This is a genomic window from Streptomyces sp. NBC_00316, from assembly GCF_036158715.1.
Taxonomy (GTDB): Bacteria; Actinomycetota; Actinomycetes; order Streptomycetales; family Streptomycetaceae; genus Streptomyces.
This window is the reverse complement of sequence record NZ_CP108023.1, coordinates 3420877-3437421: the sequence shown is the minus strand read 5'-3', so window position 1 is coordinate 3437421 and position 16545 is coordinate 3420877. Positions and strand designations below refer to the sequence as shown.

The 16545-nt window shown below is 69.1% G+C and carries 12 protein-coding genes and 1 pseudogene; 8 read left to right on the top strand and 5 right to left on the bottom strand.

Annotation, left to right across the window (positions count from 1 at the left end):
• The first annotated feature begins 2 nt into the window (after window positions 1-2).
• Window positions 3-1061, top strand: a complete 1059-nt coding sequence (locus OG878_RS15100; protein WP_443049112.1) for a hypothetical protein — start codon at window positions 3-5, stop codon at window positions 1059-1061.
• Between the two features lie 21 nt (window positions 1062-1082).
• Here OG878_RS15100 and OG878_RS15095 read toward each other — a convergent pair.
• Window positions 1083-1919 (bottom strand): annotated as a pseudogene (locus OG878_RS15095) (hypothetical protein); the annotation flags it as partial.
• An 82-nt stretch (window positions 1920-2001) separates the two neighbouring features.
• On the opposite strand from OG878_RS15095, the gene OG878_RS15090 reads away from it, so the two are divergent.
• From OG878_RS15090 to OG878_RS15080, 3 genes are read left to right on the top strand one after another with little or no spacing between them, the layout of a single operon-like run.
• Window positions 2002-2460: a MarR family winged helix-turn-helix transcriptional regulator gene (locus OG878_RS15090; RefSeq protein ID WP_328887283.1), complete on the top strand. Its 459-nt coding sequence runs from the start codon at window positions 2002-2004 to the stop codon at window positions 2458-2460.
• A 44-nt stretch (window positions 2461-2504) separates the two neighbouring features.
• Window positions 2505-3977: an MFS transporter gene (locus OG878_RS15085; protein WP_328887282.1), complete on the top strand. Its 1473-nt coding sequence runs from the start codon at window positions 2505-2507 to the stop codon at window positions 3975-3977.
• Window positions 3978-4021: 44 nt separating this feature from the next.
• Window positions 4022-4573: an isochorismatase family protein gene (locus tag OG878_RS15080; RefSeq protein ID WP_328887281.1), complete on the top strand. Its 552-nt coding sequence runs from the start codon at window positions 4022-4024 to the stop codon at window positions 4571-4573.
• 66 nt (window positions 4574-4639) lie between these two features.
• Here OG878_RS15080 and OG878_RS15075 read toward each other — a convergent pair whose 3' ends face one another.
• The 4 genes from OG878_RS15075 to OG878_RS15060 are packed head-to-tail and all read right to left on the bottom strand — an operon-like array spanning window position 4640 to window position 8469.
• Entirely contained in the window at window positions 4640-5416 is a 777-nt protein-coding gene (locus tag OG878_RS15075; RefSeq protein ID WP_328887280.1) for a succinate dehydrogenase/fumarate reductase iron-sulfur subunit, read from the bottom strand.
• Entirely contained in the window at window positions 5413-7326 is a 1914-nt protein-coding gene (locus OG878_RS15070) for a fumarate reductase/succinate dehydrogenase flavoprotein subunit (protein ID WP_328887279.1), read from the bottom strand. The genes OG878_RS15075 and OG878_RS15070 overlap by 4 nt, the downstream gene beginning before the upstream one ends.
• Window positions 7327-8193, bottom strand: coding sequence for a hypothetical protein (locus OG878_RS15065; RefSeq protein WP_443049111.1), 867 nt, complete (start codon window positions 8191-8193; stop codon window positions 7327-7329).
• Between the two features lie 9 nt (window positions 8194-8202).
• The gene (locus OG878_RS15060) at window positions 8203-8469 is read right to left on the bottom strand and encodes a hypothetical protein (protein ID WP_328887278.1); all 267 of its coding nucleotides are present in this window, start codon (window positions 8467-8469) and stop codon (window positions 8203-8205) included.
• A 283-nt stretch (window positions 8470-8752) separates the two neighbouring features.
• Between OG878_RS15060 and OG878_RS15055 the strand changes: the two genes are divergently transcribed.
• From OG878_RS15055 to OG878_RS15040, 4 genes are all read left to right on the top strand, one after another.
• The gene (locus tag OG878_RS15055) at window positions 8753-11278 is read left to right on the top strand and encodes an ABC transporter family substrate-binding protein (protein WP_328887277.1); all 2526 of its coding nucleotides are present in this window, start codon (window positions 8753-8755) and stop codon (window positions 11276-11278) included.
• Window positions 11279-11881: 603 nt separating this feature from the next.
• The gene (gene typA / locus OG878_RS15050) at window positions 11882-13753 is read left to right on the top strand and encodes a translational GTPase TypA (protein WP_328887276.1); all 1872 of its coding nucleotides are present in this window, start codon (window positions 11882-11884) and stop codon (window positions 13751-13753) included.
• Between the two features lie 329 nt (window positions 13754-14082).
• Complete coding sequence (locus OG878_RS15045) at window positions 14083-14649, top strand: hypothetical protein (protein ID WP_328887275.1); 567 nt, start codon at window positions 14083-14085, stop codon at window positions 14647-14649.
• An 836-nt stretch (window positions 14650-15485) separates the two neighbouring features.
• Window positions 15486-16511: an ABC transporter permease gene (locus OG878_RS15040; protein ID WP_328887274.1), complete on the top strand. Its 1026-nt coding sequence runs from the start codon at window positions 15486-15488 to the stop codon at window positions 16509-16511.
• Window positions 16512-16545 lie beyond the last annotated feature (34 nt).

Below are 16545 nucleotides of genomic sequence, written 5' to 3'. Positions count from 1 at the left end.
GTATGGCGGGAATGACGAGGGCTGTGCGGAACGGGGCGGCCCGGTTCCGCAGGATCGGGATGTGGCGGACCTGGCCGCGGCGGGTCGCGCTGGGCGTCGTCCTGGTGATCGTGGTCCCGCTGCTCACGGCCGGTGCTGCCCTGCGGCTCAACTACTCGGGTGATCCGGGCGCCGGCACCCGTACTCGCGGCCGCGATGCCATCTGGCTCGGACACGCCTGGGTCGACGGGCGCAGGAGCGACAAGGACCTCGCCGTGTTCGCCGACCGGATCCGGGGGACAGGGATCAAGGACCTGTACGTCCACGCGGGACCGCTGGAACACGACGGCGCACTGCCCGCGAGCCGCTACCCGAAGGCGCGGTGGCTGCTGGATGCCGTGCACCGCACCCTGCCCGGCATCCGGGTGCAGGCCTGGCTCGGGGACGTACTCGCGACCGAAGGGCCCGACGGGCTGCGCCTGGAGCGGACCGCCACCCGCACCGAGGTGGTCGGCTCCGCGCGGCAGATCCTCGACGCCGGTTTCGACGGTGTCCACTTCGATCTCGAGCCTCTGCACTCCGGCGACCGTCACTACCTCTCGCTCCTCGACGACCTGCACGCCCTCACGAAGTCCCGCAGGGCTCCGCTCTCCGTCGCCGCCCACCAGATCGACCCGTTGCCTGCCGCACACAGGGTCGTGGGTGCGCTCAGCGGCAGTCCCAAGTGGTGGTCCCAGACGTTCTTCGGGCAGGTGGCGCAGCGCGTCGACCAGATAGCCGTCATGTCGTACGACAGCTGGATGCCGCTCGAGGGTATGTACGGCGGTTACGTCGCCGAACAGACCGCGCTCGCTTTGGAGGTGACACCCCCGGAGACCGATCTGCTGATGGGGCTGCCGTTCTTCCACGAGGACGACCTCGGACACCATGAGTCGGCGGAAACGGTCGCGTCCGCGGTCCGCGGCACCAGACTGGGTCTGGGGCGCACGGACCGTGGCCGGGAACGGTTCGGAGTCGCGCTCTATGTCGACTTCGCGGCGCGGGAAGGCGACTGGACGGCATACCGCGAGGGCTGGAACTGACGCGGTGCGCGGTGCCCGGCGTCAGATGGAGAACTGCTCCCTGGCGAGCAGCGGACGTACCTTCGACCGGAACCCGCCCGTCCGGAAGGGCTGCTGGAGCAGTCCGGGGCGGATCACCTGGGCCAGCGCCGCGGCGATCATGCCCTGGTCGAGGGCGAGCATGTAGTCGCTGACCCGTCCGGTACGGACATTGACGGAGCGGCTCCGGCACGAACAGCGGCACCATGAGCGCCTCGAACATCGAACCGCCCCAGCTGGGTACGAGCCTGCGGCCGCGGTGCGTGTAGTGGCCCTGCCAGACGCGGATGCCGTCCACGACGACGTACGAGCCCTGCGGATGCTGTTCCTGCTCGTTCTCGGGAACCATTGTGCGCAGCAGGTGCCAGTAGGGGTCGGCGGGCAGTGAACCGTCCGCGATGCCCAGATAACTGGCCATGCGGGGCTCGGTGTTGAGTGCGTCGTAGTGATGTCCGGTGGGCTCCTCGGTGTCGGGCCAGAAGCCGCCCCGCAGCTGGCCCGGGCCGGTGACCGGGTCGGCCGGGTCGTACGGCGTGTAGTAGTACGACCAGTCGGCGGTCGCCAGGATCCGGGCGATGCGCGGACGCAGCGCGGGCGAGGCGTCGGCGGCGATGCGCAGGCCGGTGATCAGCCAGGCGTTGTCGACGGAGGAGAGGAACGGCCGGACCGGGTCCCCGGTACCAGGCCACTCGGTCAGCACCGAACCGTCGTGTGCGTCGTACCAGTTGAGCCAGAAGCCGTGGTGGCGCTCCAGTTCTCCACGGTCCGGACGGTGCGCTCCAGCCTGCGGTGCATCGTGGCATCCCTGATCACGCCGAGCCTGGCGGCGGCGACGGTCGTCGCGCCGTGCGTCGAGCAAGAGCGCCATAAAAATAGACAGGCAACCTTGCAAGATGGCCTGTGCATCTTCTAGGATCGAGGCATGCGGGAATCATCGTCCGAAGCCACACCCACCGAGCCGAGCGCCGAGCAGGTCGCGACGCAGCTGACGGCCGTCGTCAATCGGCTGCTGCGCCGGCTGCGCACCACCTCGGCGGACAGCCTGCTCACCCCGACCCAGCGCTCGGTGCTGGCCCGTCTCGACGGCGAGGGCCCGGCCACCACGGCCGCGCTGGCCCGCGCCGAGTACGTACGGCCCCAGTCCATGCGGCTGACCCTCGGGGTGCTGGAGGGCCAGGGGCTCGTCGAGCGGGCGCCGGATCCCGCCGACGGCCGAAAGTCGGTCATGTCGATCACGGACGTCGGCCGGACCACGCTCGGCGCGGTCAGGGCCGCCAAACACAACTGGCTCGCCGAAGCGATCGCCGCCGAACTCGACGGGGCCGAGCGCCGTACCGTCGCCGAGGCCACGGCCCTCCTCGACCGCCTGGTCGGGAAGTGACCGCCACGGAACCGACACCGACACCGGCGGCGGAGGTGGTGAAAGTGAACGTGGACGTGAAGGTGACGAGCGACCGGCCCGCACCGGAAGCGACCGCGGTCGCCGCCCCCACCGGCCTCGGCCTCCCCCCGGTCACCGCGACCACCGCGGCCACCGCACCTGGTCCCGGTTTCAGTGGGCGCCTCACCGCGCCGCTGCTCCTCGGTTCCCTGCTCAACCCGCTCAACACCACCATGATCTCCACGGCGCTGGTGGCGATCGGGCACCAATTCGGCATCGGCGCCGCCCACACCGCCTGGCTCATCTCGGTCCTCTACCTGGCCAGCGCCGTCGCCCAGCCCGTGCTCGGCAAGCTCGCCGACGCCCTCGGCCCCCGCCGCGTCTTCGTCGCCGGTCTGCTCGTCGTGATCGCGTCCGGACTCGTCGGTATGTTCGCGCCGAATTTCGGCTGGCTGATCGCGTCCCGGCTGCTGCTCGGTATCGGTACGTCGGCCGCCTATCCGGCCGCCATGTCGGTCCTGCGCGACGAGTCCCGGCGGGTCGGCCGCGTCACCCCGCGCCCCGTTCTGGCCCGGCTCTCCTTCGCCGCGCTCGGCAGTGCCGCCGTCGGGCCCACGCTCGGCGGGCTGCTCGTCATGGTCGTCGGCTGGCGCGGAATCTTCGCCGTCAACGTGCCCGTCGCCCTCGTCGCGCTCGGCGCCGCACTGTTCTGGATCCCGGCGGATCCGGCGCGCACGCGCGACGCCGACGCAGGGGTGCCCCGGCTCGACCTGGACCCTCTCGGCATCGGCCTCTTCTCCACCGCCCTGACCGTGCTGGTCTTTTTCCTGCTCGATCTCTCCCATCCGCTGTGGTGGCTGCTCGCACCCTTCGCCGTGCTGACCGCCGTGCTGGTGTGGTGGCAACTGCGTCGCCCGCAGCCCTTCATCGACCTGCGGATGATCGCGGGCAACGCCGCACTCGCCCGCACCTATCTGCGGCACGGACTGAGCTATCTGCTGATCTACTGCGTGATGTACGGATTCACGCAGTGGCTGGAAGAGGCGCGTGGCTACTCGTCCGGATACACCGGACTGCTGATGCTGCCGATGTCGGTCGCCGCCCTGGTCTGTTCGCTGCTCGGCGCGCGCACGAAGGGCATCCGCGGCCCGCTCACACTGGCCTGCGTGCTGCTCACCGTCGGGGCCGCGGTGCTGATGTTCCTCTCCGGTTCCACGCCGGTCGCCGTGCTGCTGCTCGCCGGAGCCTGCTTCGGCATCCCGCAGGGGCTGATCGGTACCAGCAACCAGGCCGCCGTCCAGGCGTACGCGCCGCCCGAGAGCATCGGTTCCGCCGCGGGACTCCAGCGCACCGCCCAGTACATCGGGGCCATAACCGCGTCCAGCCTGATCGCGCTCGCCTACGGCCAGTCGGCAAGTGTCGGCGGGCTCCATCTCATGGCAGCGGTCTCTGCCGTGCTCGGCCTGCTGCTGATCATCCTGACCGTCACCGACCGCGCCCTGCGCACCCGTACCTGACCACTACAGGCAAGCACCGTCCATCCCCCAAGAGGAGCGCCACCATGACCGCCACCACCCTCGACCCGAACACCGCCCTGGTCGTCGTCGATCTTCAGAAGGGCATCGTCGACCTCCCCACCGCCCACTCCTCGGCCGATGTCGTCGCGAAGTCCGCGACCCTCGCCGACGCGTTCCGCGCCAAGGGCCTCCCGGTCGTTCTGGTCCGTGTCACCGGCGGCGCCCCCGGCCGCACCGAGGGTGCCCAGCGCTCCGGGCAGCCGGCCGCCGACTGGGCGGACATCGTCGCCGAGCTCGGCCCGCGCGACGGCGACATCGTGGTCACCAAGCAGCAGTGGGGCGCCTTCTACGGCACCGACCTCGACCTCCAGCTGCGCCGTCGCGGCGTCACCCAGGTCGTGGTGACGGGCATCGCCACCAGCATCGGCGTGGAGTCCACCGCGCGGTCCGCACACGAGCACGGCTACCACGTCACCGTCGTCACGGACGCGGTCACCGACATGGACGGCGGCGCCCACACCAACAGCATCGAGAAGATCTTCCCGCGGCTCGGCGAGACGGACACCACCGAGGCGATCGTCAAGCTGCTCGGCTGAGCCCCGTCGGGAACGTCCCGTTCGGGCCGGGCCCCATCGACCCGATGGGGCCCGGCCCGAACCCGGTCACGGAGCGTCCCGGCGCCGGCCGATCTTGTTGCCCAGCCACACCAGCGGGTCGTACTTGCGGTCCACCGCCCGCTCCTTCAGCGGGATCAGCGCATTGTCCGTGATCTTGATGTGCTCGGGGCACACCTCCGTGCAGCACTTCGTGATGTTGCAGTAGCCCAGCCCGTGCTCCTCCTGGGCCGTCGCCTTCCGGTCGAGTCCCGACTCGGCGGCGGCGTCCAGGGGGTGCATGTCCAGCTCGGCGACCCGCATCAGGAAGCGTGGCCCGGCGAACGCCTTCTTGTTCTCCTCGTGGTCGCGGACCACATGGCAGGTGTCCTGGCACAGGAAGCACTCGATGCACTTGCGGAACTCCTGCGAGCGGTCCACATCGACCTGCTGCATCCGGTAGTCGCCCGCCTTCACCCCCTCCGGCGGTACGAAGGCGGGCACTTCCCGTGCCTTGGTGTAGTTGAACGTCACGTCCGTCACCAGATCGCGGACCACCGGGAACGCCCGCAGCGGAGTGACGGTGATCGTCTCGTCCCGGCCGAACACCGACATGCGGGTCATGCACATCAGCCGTGGGCGCCCGTTGATCTCCGCGCTGCACGAACCGCACTTGCCGGCCTTGCAGTTCCAGCGCACCGCCAGATCGCCCGCCTGGGTGGCCTGGATCCGGTGGATGATGTCGAGGACGACCTCGCCGTCGTTCACCTCGACCGTGAAGTCCTCGAGACCGCCGCCTTCGGTGTCGCCGCGCCACACCCTGAACCGTGCGTCGTAGCTGCTCATTCGTACAGCTCCTCTTCGGCGAGGTACTTGACCAGCTCCTCCTTCTCGAAGAGGGCGAGCAGATCCGGGCGGATGGGTTCGGTCGTCCTGCGTACGAGTTCGATGCGGTCGTCCTGCGCCGTGGCGCCGCCGTCGGTCAGCCGGCACAGCAGATTGGCCGGCCGCCAGGAGCGCTCCATCGTGGGGCAGTCCTCGCGGGTGTGCCCGCCGCGGCTCTCCGTGCGCTCCAGCGCCGCGCGGGCGATGCACTCACTGACCAGCAGCATGTTCCGCAGGTCCAGCGAGAGGTGCCAGCCCGGGTTGAACTGCCGGTGCCCCTCGACCCCGGCGCGGCGCGCCCGTCCCCGCAGTGCGGCCAGCTTCTCCAGGGCCTGCTCCATCTCGGGTGCCCGCCGGATGATGCCGACCAGGTCGTTCATCGTCTGCTGGAGTTCCTGGTGGAGCGTGTACGGGTTCTCGGCCGCCGCCCCGTCCTCCAGGCCCTCCGCGCTGAACGGACGCAGTGCCTCCGCAGCTGCCTCGTCGATCTGCTCGTCATCCACCTCGGGGACGGCGGACATCCCGGTCGCGTACTCGGCGGCGTGCAGTCCGGCCCGCCGGCCGAAGACCAAGAGGTCGGAGAGGGAGTTCCCGCCGAGCCGGTTGGAGCCGTGCATGCCGCCCGCGACCTCGCCCGCGGCGAACAGTCCGGGCACGCCGACGGCCGCCGCGCTGTCCGAGTCGACGGCGATGCCGCCCATCACGTAGTGGCAGGTCGGGCCGACCTCCATCGCCTCCGCGGTGATGTCGACATCCGCCAGCTCCTTGAACTGGTGATACATCGAGGGCAGCCGCCGCCGGATCCGCTCTGCGGGCATCCGGGTCGAGACATCCAGGAACACCCCGCCGTGCGGCGAGCCGCGGCCCGCCTTCACCTCGGAGTTGATCGCGCGGGCGACCTCGTCGCGCGGCAGCAGCTCGGGCGGGCGGCGGTTGTGGTCCGGGTCCTCGTACCAGCGGTCGCCTTCCTCCTCCGACTGCGCGTACTTCTCCTTGAACACATCGGGGATGTAGTCGAACATGAACCGCTTGCCGTCGGAGTTGCGCAGCACCCCGCCGTCGCCGCGCACCGACTCGGTGACGAGAATCCCCTTCACCGACGGGGGCCAGACCATGCCGGTCGGGTGGAACTGCACGAACTCCATGTTCAGCAGGGGCGCTCCCGCCAGCAGCGCGAGGGCGTGGCCGTCGCCGGTGTACTCCCAGGAGTTCGACGTCACCTTGAAGGACTTGCCGATGCCGCCGGTGGCCAGGACGACCGCGGGGGCTTCGAGGACGAAGAAGCGGCCGGACTCCCGCTCGTAGCAGAAGGTCCCGCTGACCCGCTCGCCGTCCTTCAGCACGCGGGTGACGGTGCACTCCTGGAAGACCTTCAGCCGGGCCTCGTAGTCGCCGTGCTCGCGGTAGTCCTCCTGCTGCAGCTGGACGATCTTCTGCTGGAGGGTGCGGATCAGTTCGAGGCCGGTACGGTCCCCGACGTGTGCGAGCCGCGGGTACTCATGGCCGCCGAAGTTGCGCTGCGAGATCTTTCCGTCCGGCGTCCGGTCGAAGAGCGCACCCCAGGTCTCCAGCTCCCAGACCCGGTCCGGCGCCTCCTTGGCGTGCAGCTCCGCCATCCGCCACTGGTTGAGGAACTTCCCGCCGCGCATGGTGTCGCGGAAGTGCACCTGCCAGTTGTCCCCGGAGTTCACATTGCCCATCGAGGCGGCGATGCCGCCCTCTGCCATGACGGTGTGCGCCTTGCCGAAAAGCGATTTGCAGATCACTGCGGTACGGGCTCCGCGCTCCCGTGCCTCGATGGCGGCGCGCAGCCCGGCGCCTCCGGCACCGACCACGACGACGTCCCACTGCTGCCGTTCGAGCTCTGTCATTCAGAAAAACCTCGGATCGTCGAAGGCGCCGGAGGCGACGAGATACACGTAGAAGTCGGCGAGCGCCACGCTGATCAGGGAGGCCCAGGCGAGCAGCATGTGCCGGGCGTTGAGCCGGCCCACCCAGCCCCACAGCCGGTAGCGCACGGGGTGCTTGGAGAAGTGCCGCAGCCGGCCGCCGATGATGTGCCGGCAGGAGTGGCAGGACAGGGTGTACGCCCAGATCAGCGTGATGTTGACCAGGAAGATCACGGAGCCGAGGCCCATGTGGCCCCAGGCGTAGTGCTCGTCGCGGAAGGAGAGCACGGTGTCGTACGTGAGGATCCCGGCGACCGGCACCGCGGCGTAGAAGAAGTACCGGTGCATGTTCTGCATGATCAGCGGGAAGCGGGTCTCGCCGGTGTACGTGGTGTGCGGCTCGGCGACCGCGCAGGCCGGGGGCGAGGCCCAGAAGCCCCGGTAGTAGGCCTTGCGGTAGTAGTAGCAGGTCAGCCGGAAGCCGAGCGGGAAGATCAGGATCAGCAGGGCGGGGGAGAGGCCCCACCAGCTGCCGAAGAGATCCCAGTTGGGGCCGTGCCGCATGGGGGCGCAGTTCTCCGCCAGGCAGGGCGAGTAGAACGGCGACACATAGGGGGCGGCGTAGTAGTCCGCGTTCGAGAAGGCCCGCCAGGTCGAGTAGACGATGAAGGCCAGAAGGCCGCCCGCGGTCGCGGCGGGCGCCAGCCACCAGCGGTCGGTGCGCAGATGGCGGGCGGCGATGGCGGCCCGTGAGGCGTCGTGCACACCGGACGGCCGGCCGCGGGCGCCGGGCCGGGCCGTCCTCTTCAGTTGTGGTGGTTCCGTACCTGGTTCCGTTCCGGTGGCCAAGGAACTCTCCTAGGGGGCGTGCCTGCCGCGGACGCCCAGACCCTCGTCGTCCGAGTCCGTCCACAGGGTGGCGTCGTACGGCGCCTCGGTGATCGTGATGATGTCGGTGACCGCGGCGCCGCCGTCGGGGCGGTCGGCGCCACCGGCGGCTCCGAGCGGCTGCGGCCCGGCTTCGGCCGTGCGCAGCTGCGCAAGGCTCCGCTCCAGCCGTCCGACGGTGCGGACGAGGTCGTCGAGGCGATGTTGAACAGCCGTCAATTCGTCCTGCAGTGACATGACTTGCTCTCACCTCCGCGGTTGCGGGTGGCAGTGCTCATGCGCATGCGAGTGTCGCGCGTCACATCCCCTTTGGGAAGAGAGCGGGCCGTTCCGGCTCGATCGGATGCTCCGCCGCGCGGGTGAGGTTCCGGGCCGGTGCGCCGTGTCGGCGCCGCCTCTCGTGCGCGGGCACCTTCAGTGGATGAGCGGAACCAGTGTGATCAACTGCAAATGCCACCAAAACGCATAATCCAGTCCATTCGCATGCGAGTGGACCGGGCCGGCCTCGGAGGTATCAGCCATGTCCTACGTCGGCGTCCCGCGCGGGACGGTTCGAAAGCGCCGCTCGCTCGCGCTCTTCGCGACAGGTGTGCTCGCGGTGCCCGTGCTGGCCGGGTGCAGCAGTTCGGACAAGGCGGAGACCACTGCCACCGTCGTACCGCAGGATGTGGCCCCCGCCCTCCGGAGCCAGGTCGCCGAAGGGGGCACGATCCACTGGGCGATCGATGCGATGCCCACCACCTTCAACGCCTTCCAGGCGGATGCCGACGCCTCGACCACCCGCATCACCGGGGCCCTGCTGCCGACGCTCTTCCCGCTCGACACCAAGGGCGTCCCCCGGCTGAATCCGGACTATCTGGAATCGGCGAAGATCATCGAGCGGGAGCCCAAGCAGGTCGTGCTCTACCGGCTCAACCAGAAGGCGGTCTGGAGCGACGGCCGGGAGATCGGCGCCCCCGACTTCGTCGCCCAGTGGCGCGCGCTGAGCGGCAAGGACACGGCGTTCTGGACCGCCCGCAATGCGGGCTACGACCGGATCGAGCGGATCGAGCGCGGCAAGGACGACCTGGAGGTCCGGGTCACCTTCGCCAAGCCGTACGCGGACTGGCGCTCCCTCTTCTCACCGCTGTACCCGAAGCAGGTGACCAGTTCCCCGGACGCCTTCAACGACGGAGCGCGCACCACCCTCGCGGCGACATCGGGGCCGTTTCGCCTCAGCGGTGTGGACAAGAAGGCGGGCACCGTCACGCTGGTCCGCAGCCTGCGCTGGTGGGGAAGCCCGACCAAGCTCGACTCGCTGGTCTTCCGGAGGGTCAAGCCGCAGGACCGGGTCGAGGCGCTGGCCGACGGCAAGGTCGACGTCGCCGACATCGACGCCGAGGCGGCGCACCGGATCGTGGCTGCGGCACGCGACAACGGCGGGAACGGGCAGCCGCTCACCCACGGCCCCGGCTCGGAGATCAGCCCGGCCGCCGCACTGCGCTCCTGGGCCGTGGCGCACGGCTCCGACGCGAAGGCGGCGGCCGCCGCCCGGGCCGCCCGGGCGAAGACCCGGGCCGCGGCCGAGGTGTACGCCGCCGAACAGGACGGGCTGCGCGCCTATGCCGTACGCAAGTCCCTGGAGCCCGCCTATACGCAGCTCGCGCTGAACGGCGAGTCCGGGCCGCTGGCCGACGACCGGGTGCGTCGCGCGGTGGCCCGTGCCCTCGACCGCCAGGAACTCGCCGACGCAGTACTGACGCCGCTCGGGCTGCCCGCAACCCCGCTCGGCAGCCACCTGGCGCTGGCCGGGCAGCCGGGGTACCAGGACAGCAGCGGCGCAGTCGGCGACCAGGACCCCAAGGAGGCGCAGGCGCTGCTGGCCGACGCCGGCTGGACGCGGGAAGGCGCGACGCAGAAGTCCGCCGGGACGAAGGCGGGCAGCGAGGGCGAGAAGGCGAAGGGCAAGGCGGAGCGGCAGAAAGAGGCGGCCGAGGCCGAGAAGGCCGCGGAGGACAGGGCGGCCGAGAGGGCCGAGAGGGCCGAGAAGGCCGAGAGGGCCGAGAAAGCTGCGGCGGACAAGGCCGCGAGGGCCGGCAGGAGCGCCGGCAGGACGGCCGGTGCGGGCGAGAAGCGCAAGCAGACCGCCGATGACAGCCTGTACGTCGTGGGCGACCGCAACAAGCCCGGTGGCGACGACAAGCCGGGCGACGACGGCAAGCCCGGCCGTGACAGCAGGCCGCGCGACGACGAGGATTCCGGTCACATCCTCGCCCCCGCCACGGCCGCCGCCGTCCAGAGCGTCTCCCTGCTGCGCCAGGCCGACGCCTTCACCAGTCCCTATGTCGGCGCCCCCGCCGGCACCGACACCTCCGAAGGCGCCCGTGCGACGGTCACCGTCCGGGAGCGCAGGACGGGCGGCGCAGCCGGTGCCTACGCCCCCGCGGGAACCGCGGCCCCGGCGGCTCCGGCCGGGGTCGCCGACTCGGCCCGTGGCACCCTCGGCAAGGACGGCAAGCCGCTGAGCTTGCGTTTCGTCCTGCCGTCCGGTCCCGGATCGGAGTCGCTGCGGACCGTCGGGGACAAGATTTCGGCCATGCTCGATGCGATCGGTATCCGCACGGAGATCATCAAGGTCGCGGACGCCGGCTACTTCAAGGATCACATCGCCGCCGGCGAGTACGACCTGGCGCTGTACTCCTGGCCGGCCACCGCCTACCCGGCCACCGACGACCGGCCGATCTTCGCCAAGCCGGTGCCCGCCACCGACGGATCCCTGCTGGTCGAGCAGAACTACACCCGCGTCGGCACGGACCACATCGACCAGCTCTTCGACCAGGCGGTCGCCGAGCTCGACGAGGATGCTGCCCAGGACCTGATCAGGCAGGCGGACGCCCGGATCTGGGCCGCCGCGGGATCGATTCCGCTCTATCAGCGTCCGCAGCTGGTGGCCGCCGACCGGAAGCTCGTGAACGTCGGCGCCTTCGGCTTCGGAGTGCCCCACTACCAGGACATCGGCTTCAAGAAGCCGCAAGCGGCCGGTTCCCCCGCGAATCGTAAGAAGTAGCAGGTCACAACCTCAGAGGAAGCTCAGAAATGGCTCGACCCCCTTGCCCGCCGGGGCCCCGGCGGGCAAGGTCATGAGCACCTGTTGACCCGGGTAGCCGCTCTCCCCCCACCCACATGCGCCTCACTGCTGAGTGCTGACCTCGGAGCCCCAACTCCGCGCACCACTCGGAGCCGCAGCTCCGGAGCCCCCACCTCCGGAGTTGCGCACATTCCCGCGTAGAGCGCCCCGCGTGGGAGACCGCGTCCATGACCACCGGTGAAGATCCCCGGAACAGATGTGTACGGGGGCGCGAACACCGGGTGGGACGCGGACGCGACCGCTCCGAGCAGGACAGCTGCCTTCAGTCGGCCGTGGTGACCTGCGGCACTTTGGGCAGCGGAGACCTCCACCGCGAAGGGCCGCTCTCCCAGGACGCATCGGGCCCGGCCCTCGTGGCCGGGCGCCCGCTCCTGCGGCCGGTATCGCTTGCCCGGGAAGCCGTCACGGTGCCAGCCCCGTACCATGGGGGTTAGCCGTGGCGTGTCCGCCCGGCGGGCGTACGAGGACTTGAGACCGACTAAGACGCCTGATCCCACGATCCGAGAGAAGCGCAAGCCACCCATGCCCACGCGCCACGACATCCGTAACGTAGCCATCGTCGCCCACGTCGACCACGGCAAGACCACGCTGGTCGACGCCATGCTCAAGCAGGCCGGCGCCTTCGCCGCGCACGCTGCCGAGCAGCTCGACGACCGCATGATGGACTCGAACGACCTGGAGCGTGAGAAGGGCATCACGATCCTCGCCAAGAACACGGCGGTGAAGTATCACCCCAAGGACGGCGGGGACCCGATCACGATCAACATCATCGACACCCCCGGCCACGCCGACTTCGGCGGCGAGGTCGAGCGCGGTCTGTCGATGGTGGACGCGGTCGTGCTGCTCGTCGACGCGTCCGAGGGCCCGCTCCCGCAGACCCGCTTCGTGCTGCGCAAGGCGCTCGCCGCGAAGATGCCGGTCATTCTCTGCATCAACAAGACGGACCGCCCCGACTCCCGGATCGCCGAGGTCGTCGACGAGACGTACGACCTGTTCCTGGACCTGGACGCGGACGAGGACCAGATCGAGTTCCCGATCGTCTACGCCTGCGCCCGTGACGGCGTCGCCTCGCTGACCAAGCCGGAGGACGGCACCGTCCCGGCCGACAGCGAGAACCTGGAGCCGTTCTTCAACACGATCCTGTCGCACGTCCCGGCCCCGGAGTACGACGACGAGGCGCCGCTGCAGGCCCACGTCACCAACCTGGACGCCGACAACTTCCTCGGTCGTATCGCGCTCTGCCGCGTCGAGCAGGGCGAGCTGCGCAAGGGCCAGACCGTCACCTGGATCAAGCGTGACGGCACGATGTCCAACGTCCGCATCACCGAGCTCATGATGACCGAGGCGCTCACCCGCAAGCCGGCCGAGAAGGCGGGCCCGGGCGACATCTGCGCGATCGCCGGTATCCCGGACATCATGATCGGCGAGACGCTGGCCGACCCCGAGAACCCGATCGCGCTGCCGCTGATCACGGTCGACGAGCCGGCCATCTCGATGACCATCGGTACGAACACCTCGCCGCTCGTCGGCAAGGGGGGCAAGGGCCACAAGGTTACTGCCCGCCAGGTGAAGGACCGCCTCGACCGTGAGCTGATCGGTAACGTCTCGCTCCGCGTCCTGGACACCGAGCGCCCCGACGCCTGGGAGGTCCAGGGCCGCGGTGAGCTCGCGCTGGCCATCCTCGTCGAGCAGATGCGCCGTGAGGGCTTCGAGCTCACGGTCGGCAAGCCGGAGGTCGTCACCAAGCAGGTCGACGGCAAGACGCACGAGCCGATCGAGCGCATGACGATCGACTCCCCCGAGGAGCACCTCGGTGCGATCACGCAGCTGATGGCGACCCGCAAGGGCCGCATGGAGACGATGACGAACCACGGTTCGGGCTGGGTCCGCATGGAGTGGATCGTCCCGTCCCGCGGCCTGATCGGCTTCCGCACGGAGTTCCTGACGCAGACCCGCGGTACGGGCATTGCGCACTCCATCTTCGAGGGCCACGAGCCGTGGTTCGGCGAGCTGCGCACCCGTCACAACGGTTCGCTGGTCGCGGACCGCTCGGGTTCGGTGACCCCGTTCGCGATGGTCAACCTGCAGGAGCGCGGTGTCATCTTCACCGAGGCCGGCACCGAGGTCTACGAGGGCATGATCGTCGGCGAGAACTCCCGCGCCGACGACATGGACGTGAACATCACCAAGGAGAAGAAGCTCACCAACATGCGTGCCGCCTCCGCGGACACCACGGAGAACGTGGTGCCCGCCCGGAAGCTGTCGCTCGAGCAGTCCCTGGAGTTCTGCCGCGAGGACGAGTGCATCGAGGTGACCCCGGAGACCGTGCGTATCCGTAAGGTCGTCCTGGACCAGAAGGAGCGCGGCCGCGCCGCGTCGCGCGCCAAGCGCTGACCTCCGGTCGGACCGTCCGGCTGCGGTCGGTCCGACCCGGGACACAAACCCGGCCCCCACGGTGTGGGGGCCGGGTTTTTTTGCGTCCAGTGGTGCAGGACGGCGCATGGGGGTGCGCATACGCAAAGACTATGTGGATGACGTGATTCCGGTTACCCTTCGTGGTGACATGTGCACCCAAACCTCAGAACTTGCTCAACTCGCTGGTAAGGCACCCCTGTTGAAGCCAATATTGGCCCCGTCGCACTTGACCGGTGCGGCGACCGAATGTGTCGCGGACGTAGTTTGTTCGCAGAAGCAAGGGGGAAGTTGTGCGGAAAATCATTGCAGTGGCAGTGACCGGCGCGGCGATGTCGGCCCTGCTGGTGGCGCCCGCCGTGGCGGCATCCTCGGGCAATGACCCGATGTGCAGCCCCGGGCGTACGAAGCTCACCTGGACCGGCAAGGCGAAGCCGTGGGTGGTCACGCACCGGAAGGTTCTGGAGAACTACACGGGCGGTACGGCGACGAAGACGTTCAGCGCGGAGAAGGTGCGCGAAATCACTGCTTCGGTGACGGCGACGGCGGGTTCGAAGGTGAGCGGGAAGATCGTTCTCGCGAGCCTGGAGGGGTCCATCGGCCTCGAGCTCAAGGCGGAGGGCAAGAGGACCAAGAAGACCGCGGAGTCGATCAGTTACAAAGTGAGCAAGAACGGCACTTATGTATTCTTCGCCGGCACCAGGAAGGCCGGCGGCTACTACACGCAGTGGCGGTGCGACCGCGGCACGAAGTGGATCAAGACCGGCCGCTACGGCAAGGCCCAGAGCTGGACGACGGCGGTCGAGGGCGGTCTACGCTGTGGCACCAAGCCGCCGAAGGGCTCCCTGGCCGAGGTGGTGAGGAAGACGTACTGCTGAGTCGAAGCGACGGCCTGCTGCTGATCCGTTCGGCGGGTCAGGACGTCGTGTGGTCGGCAGGTGCCCCGGGCGCCCGGATTCTTCCGGGGGGCCGGGGCACCGGTCCGTTCCGGCGGCGGAGTCGCGGGAGCGGGTCCATCGGGCCGGGCGCAACCCGTTTTCCCGGCGAGATGTCCGAGTATCGGGCGTCGCTCTCCGGAACACGTGTTAACAGTCCGTTTCGGGTGCGTCTGTCTGGGATGACTTTGTCCGGATTTCGGGCGCTCGGGGGGTATCGATGTTGTCAAACCGAGACACTTTAAGTGTGGTTTACAGCCTGGTCGTACTTAATAGTTGGCTCCATTGAGCTCGGGTCAATGGGTCACGCGCTGTGGGGAGTGCCGACTCACGAGCACACGAGGTACTGCTCATCCGTCGTCAGGGGTGTCGACGGATGGTCCGGTGCCAATACTGTTTACGTGGACTCACGAGGAGGAACCCATGCGCGGTGCCCTGAGCGCCAGTGGGGGTGCGTCGTCCTGGACGGCGCGTCAGGCCGGTTTCGTTCATAGCGGCTCACCCGGTCCCGTCGCCGGCAACGGCTGACGATTTCTCAGCCCGTCCTACCGCTCAACTCGCGTTCCCGGGAGTGAAACCCACTCCTGTCGACGCTCCCTTTCTGCCGTACCGCCCTGGGGTGATCTCCGTCAGGCGTCGGCCCTGCCACCGTACCCATGCTGGGTACCGGTAGGCAGCCGGGGACCGTCACGCAGCAGGTCCGACGCGGTGAGTGCAACTGACTCAACCGTCGCAACCTGCCGGGGCGCCGGTACCCGACATCTGTGAATGGACACATCATGACCAGTCCAATCGAGGCCGAGGACGCCACGGCCTCTGTCGCCTTGGACGAACAGACCACAGCAGCGGACGCGAAGGCGCCCGTCGGCCGCTCTCCGGGGCAACTGATGTGGATGCGCTTCAAGCGCGACCGCACCGGCGTGATCTCCGCCTGGGTGGTGCTGTTCTTCTTCGTCATCGCGGCGCTGGCGCCGGTGATCTCTGCCCTGTACGGCAAGGATCCCTACACGCTCTACCCGACGAAGCCGGAGTACGCGAACATACTCGACGACTTCGCCATGCCCGCCGGCAGCTTCGGTGGCATCTCCAGCGACTTCTGGTTCGGTGTCGAACCCAACCTGGGCCGCGATGTGTTCACCATGCTGCTGTACGGCATGCGTACCTCGCTGTACCTGGCGCTCGTCCTGACGATCCTCAGCGTGGGTACGGGCGTGATCATCGGTATGGTGGGCGGCTACTTCGGTGGCAGGGTCGACTACTGGCTGGGCCGGACGACCGACTTCTTCCTCGCCTTCCCGAGCCAGCTGTTCTTCATCGCCTTCATGCCCGTCGTGACCGCGCTGTTCGTCTCTCCGGCGGACGAGACCCCCACCTACCTGCGCGTCGTCGCGATCCTGCTGGTGATGTGGTTCCTCGGCTGGATGGGCATGGCCCGTCTGGTCCGAAGCTCCGTACTCTCCCTGCGGGAGCGGGAGTTCGTGGAGGCGGCCAAGGTCTCGGGCGCCTCACGGTGGCGGATCGTTCGCAAGGAGATTCTCCCGAACATCGTCACGCCGATCCTTGTCCAGGGCACCTACACGCTGCCCAGCTCCATCCTGAGCATCGCGTTCCTCTCGTACGTCGGTGTCGGCTTCGTCGAACCCACCCCCGACTGGGGGCGGATGTTCGCGATCGGCTCCGGGATCTACGAGCAGGACCCGGCGTTCATGATCTTCCCGGGCGTCGCCATGGTGGTTTTCGTTCTTTGCTTCAACCTCCTTGGTGACTCGGTCCGGGACGCATTCGACCCCAAGACCGGACGGTGACGTCCGTGGGTGGGGGTAACTGCCGCCCCCGCAC

Excerpts from the sequence above, each read along its gene's own strand:
- OG878_RS15100 (WP_443049112.1), top strand. The coding sequence starts at position 3 with ATGGCGGGAATGACGAGGGCTGTGCGGAACGGGGCGGCCCGGTTCCGC.
- OG878_RS15090 (WP_328887283.1), top strand. The coding sequence starts at position 2,002 with ATGCGGGAATCATCGTCCGAAGCCACACCCACCGAGCCGAGCGCCGAG.
- OG878_RS15080 (WP_328887281.1), top strand. The coding sequence starts at position 4,022 with ATGACCGCCACCACCCTCGACCCGAACACCGCCCTGGTCGTCGTCGAT.
- OG878_RS15075 (WP_328887280.1), bottom strand. The coding sequence starts at position 5,416 with ATGAGCAGCTACGACGCACGGTTCAGGGTGTGGCGCGGCGACACCGAA.
- OG878_RS15070 (WP_328887279.1), bottom strand. The coding sequence starts at position 7,326 with ATGACAGAGCTCGAACGGCAGCAGTGGGACGTCGTCGTGGTCGGTGCC.
- OG878_RS15060 (WP_328887278.1), bottom strand. The coding sequence starts at position 8,469 with ATGTCACTGCAGGACGAATTGACGGCTGTTCAACATCGCCTCGACGAC.
- OG878_RS15055 (WP_328887277.1), top strand. The coding sequence starts at position 8,753 with ATGTCCTACGTCGGCGTCCCGCGCGGGACGGTTCGAAAGCGCCGCTCG.
- typA (WP_328887276.1), top strand. The coding sequence starts at position 11,882 with ATGCCCACGCGCCACGACATCCGTAACGTAGCCATCGTCGCCCACGTC.
- OG878_RS15040 (WP_328887274.1), top strand. The coding sequence starts at position 15,486 with ATGACCAGTCCAATCGAGGCCGAGGACGCCACGGCCTCTGTCGCCTTG.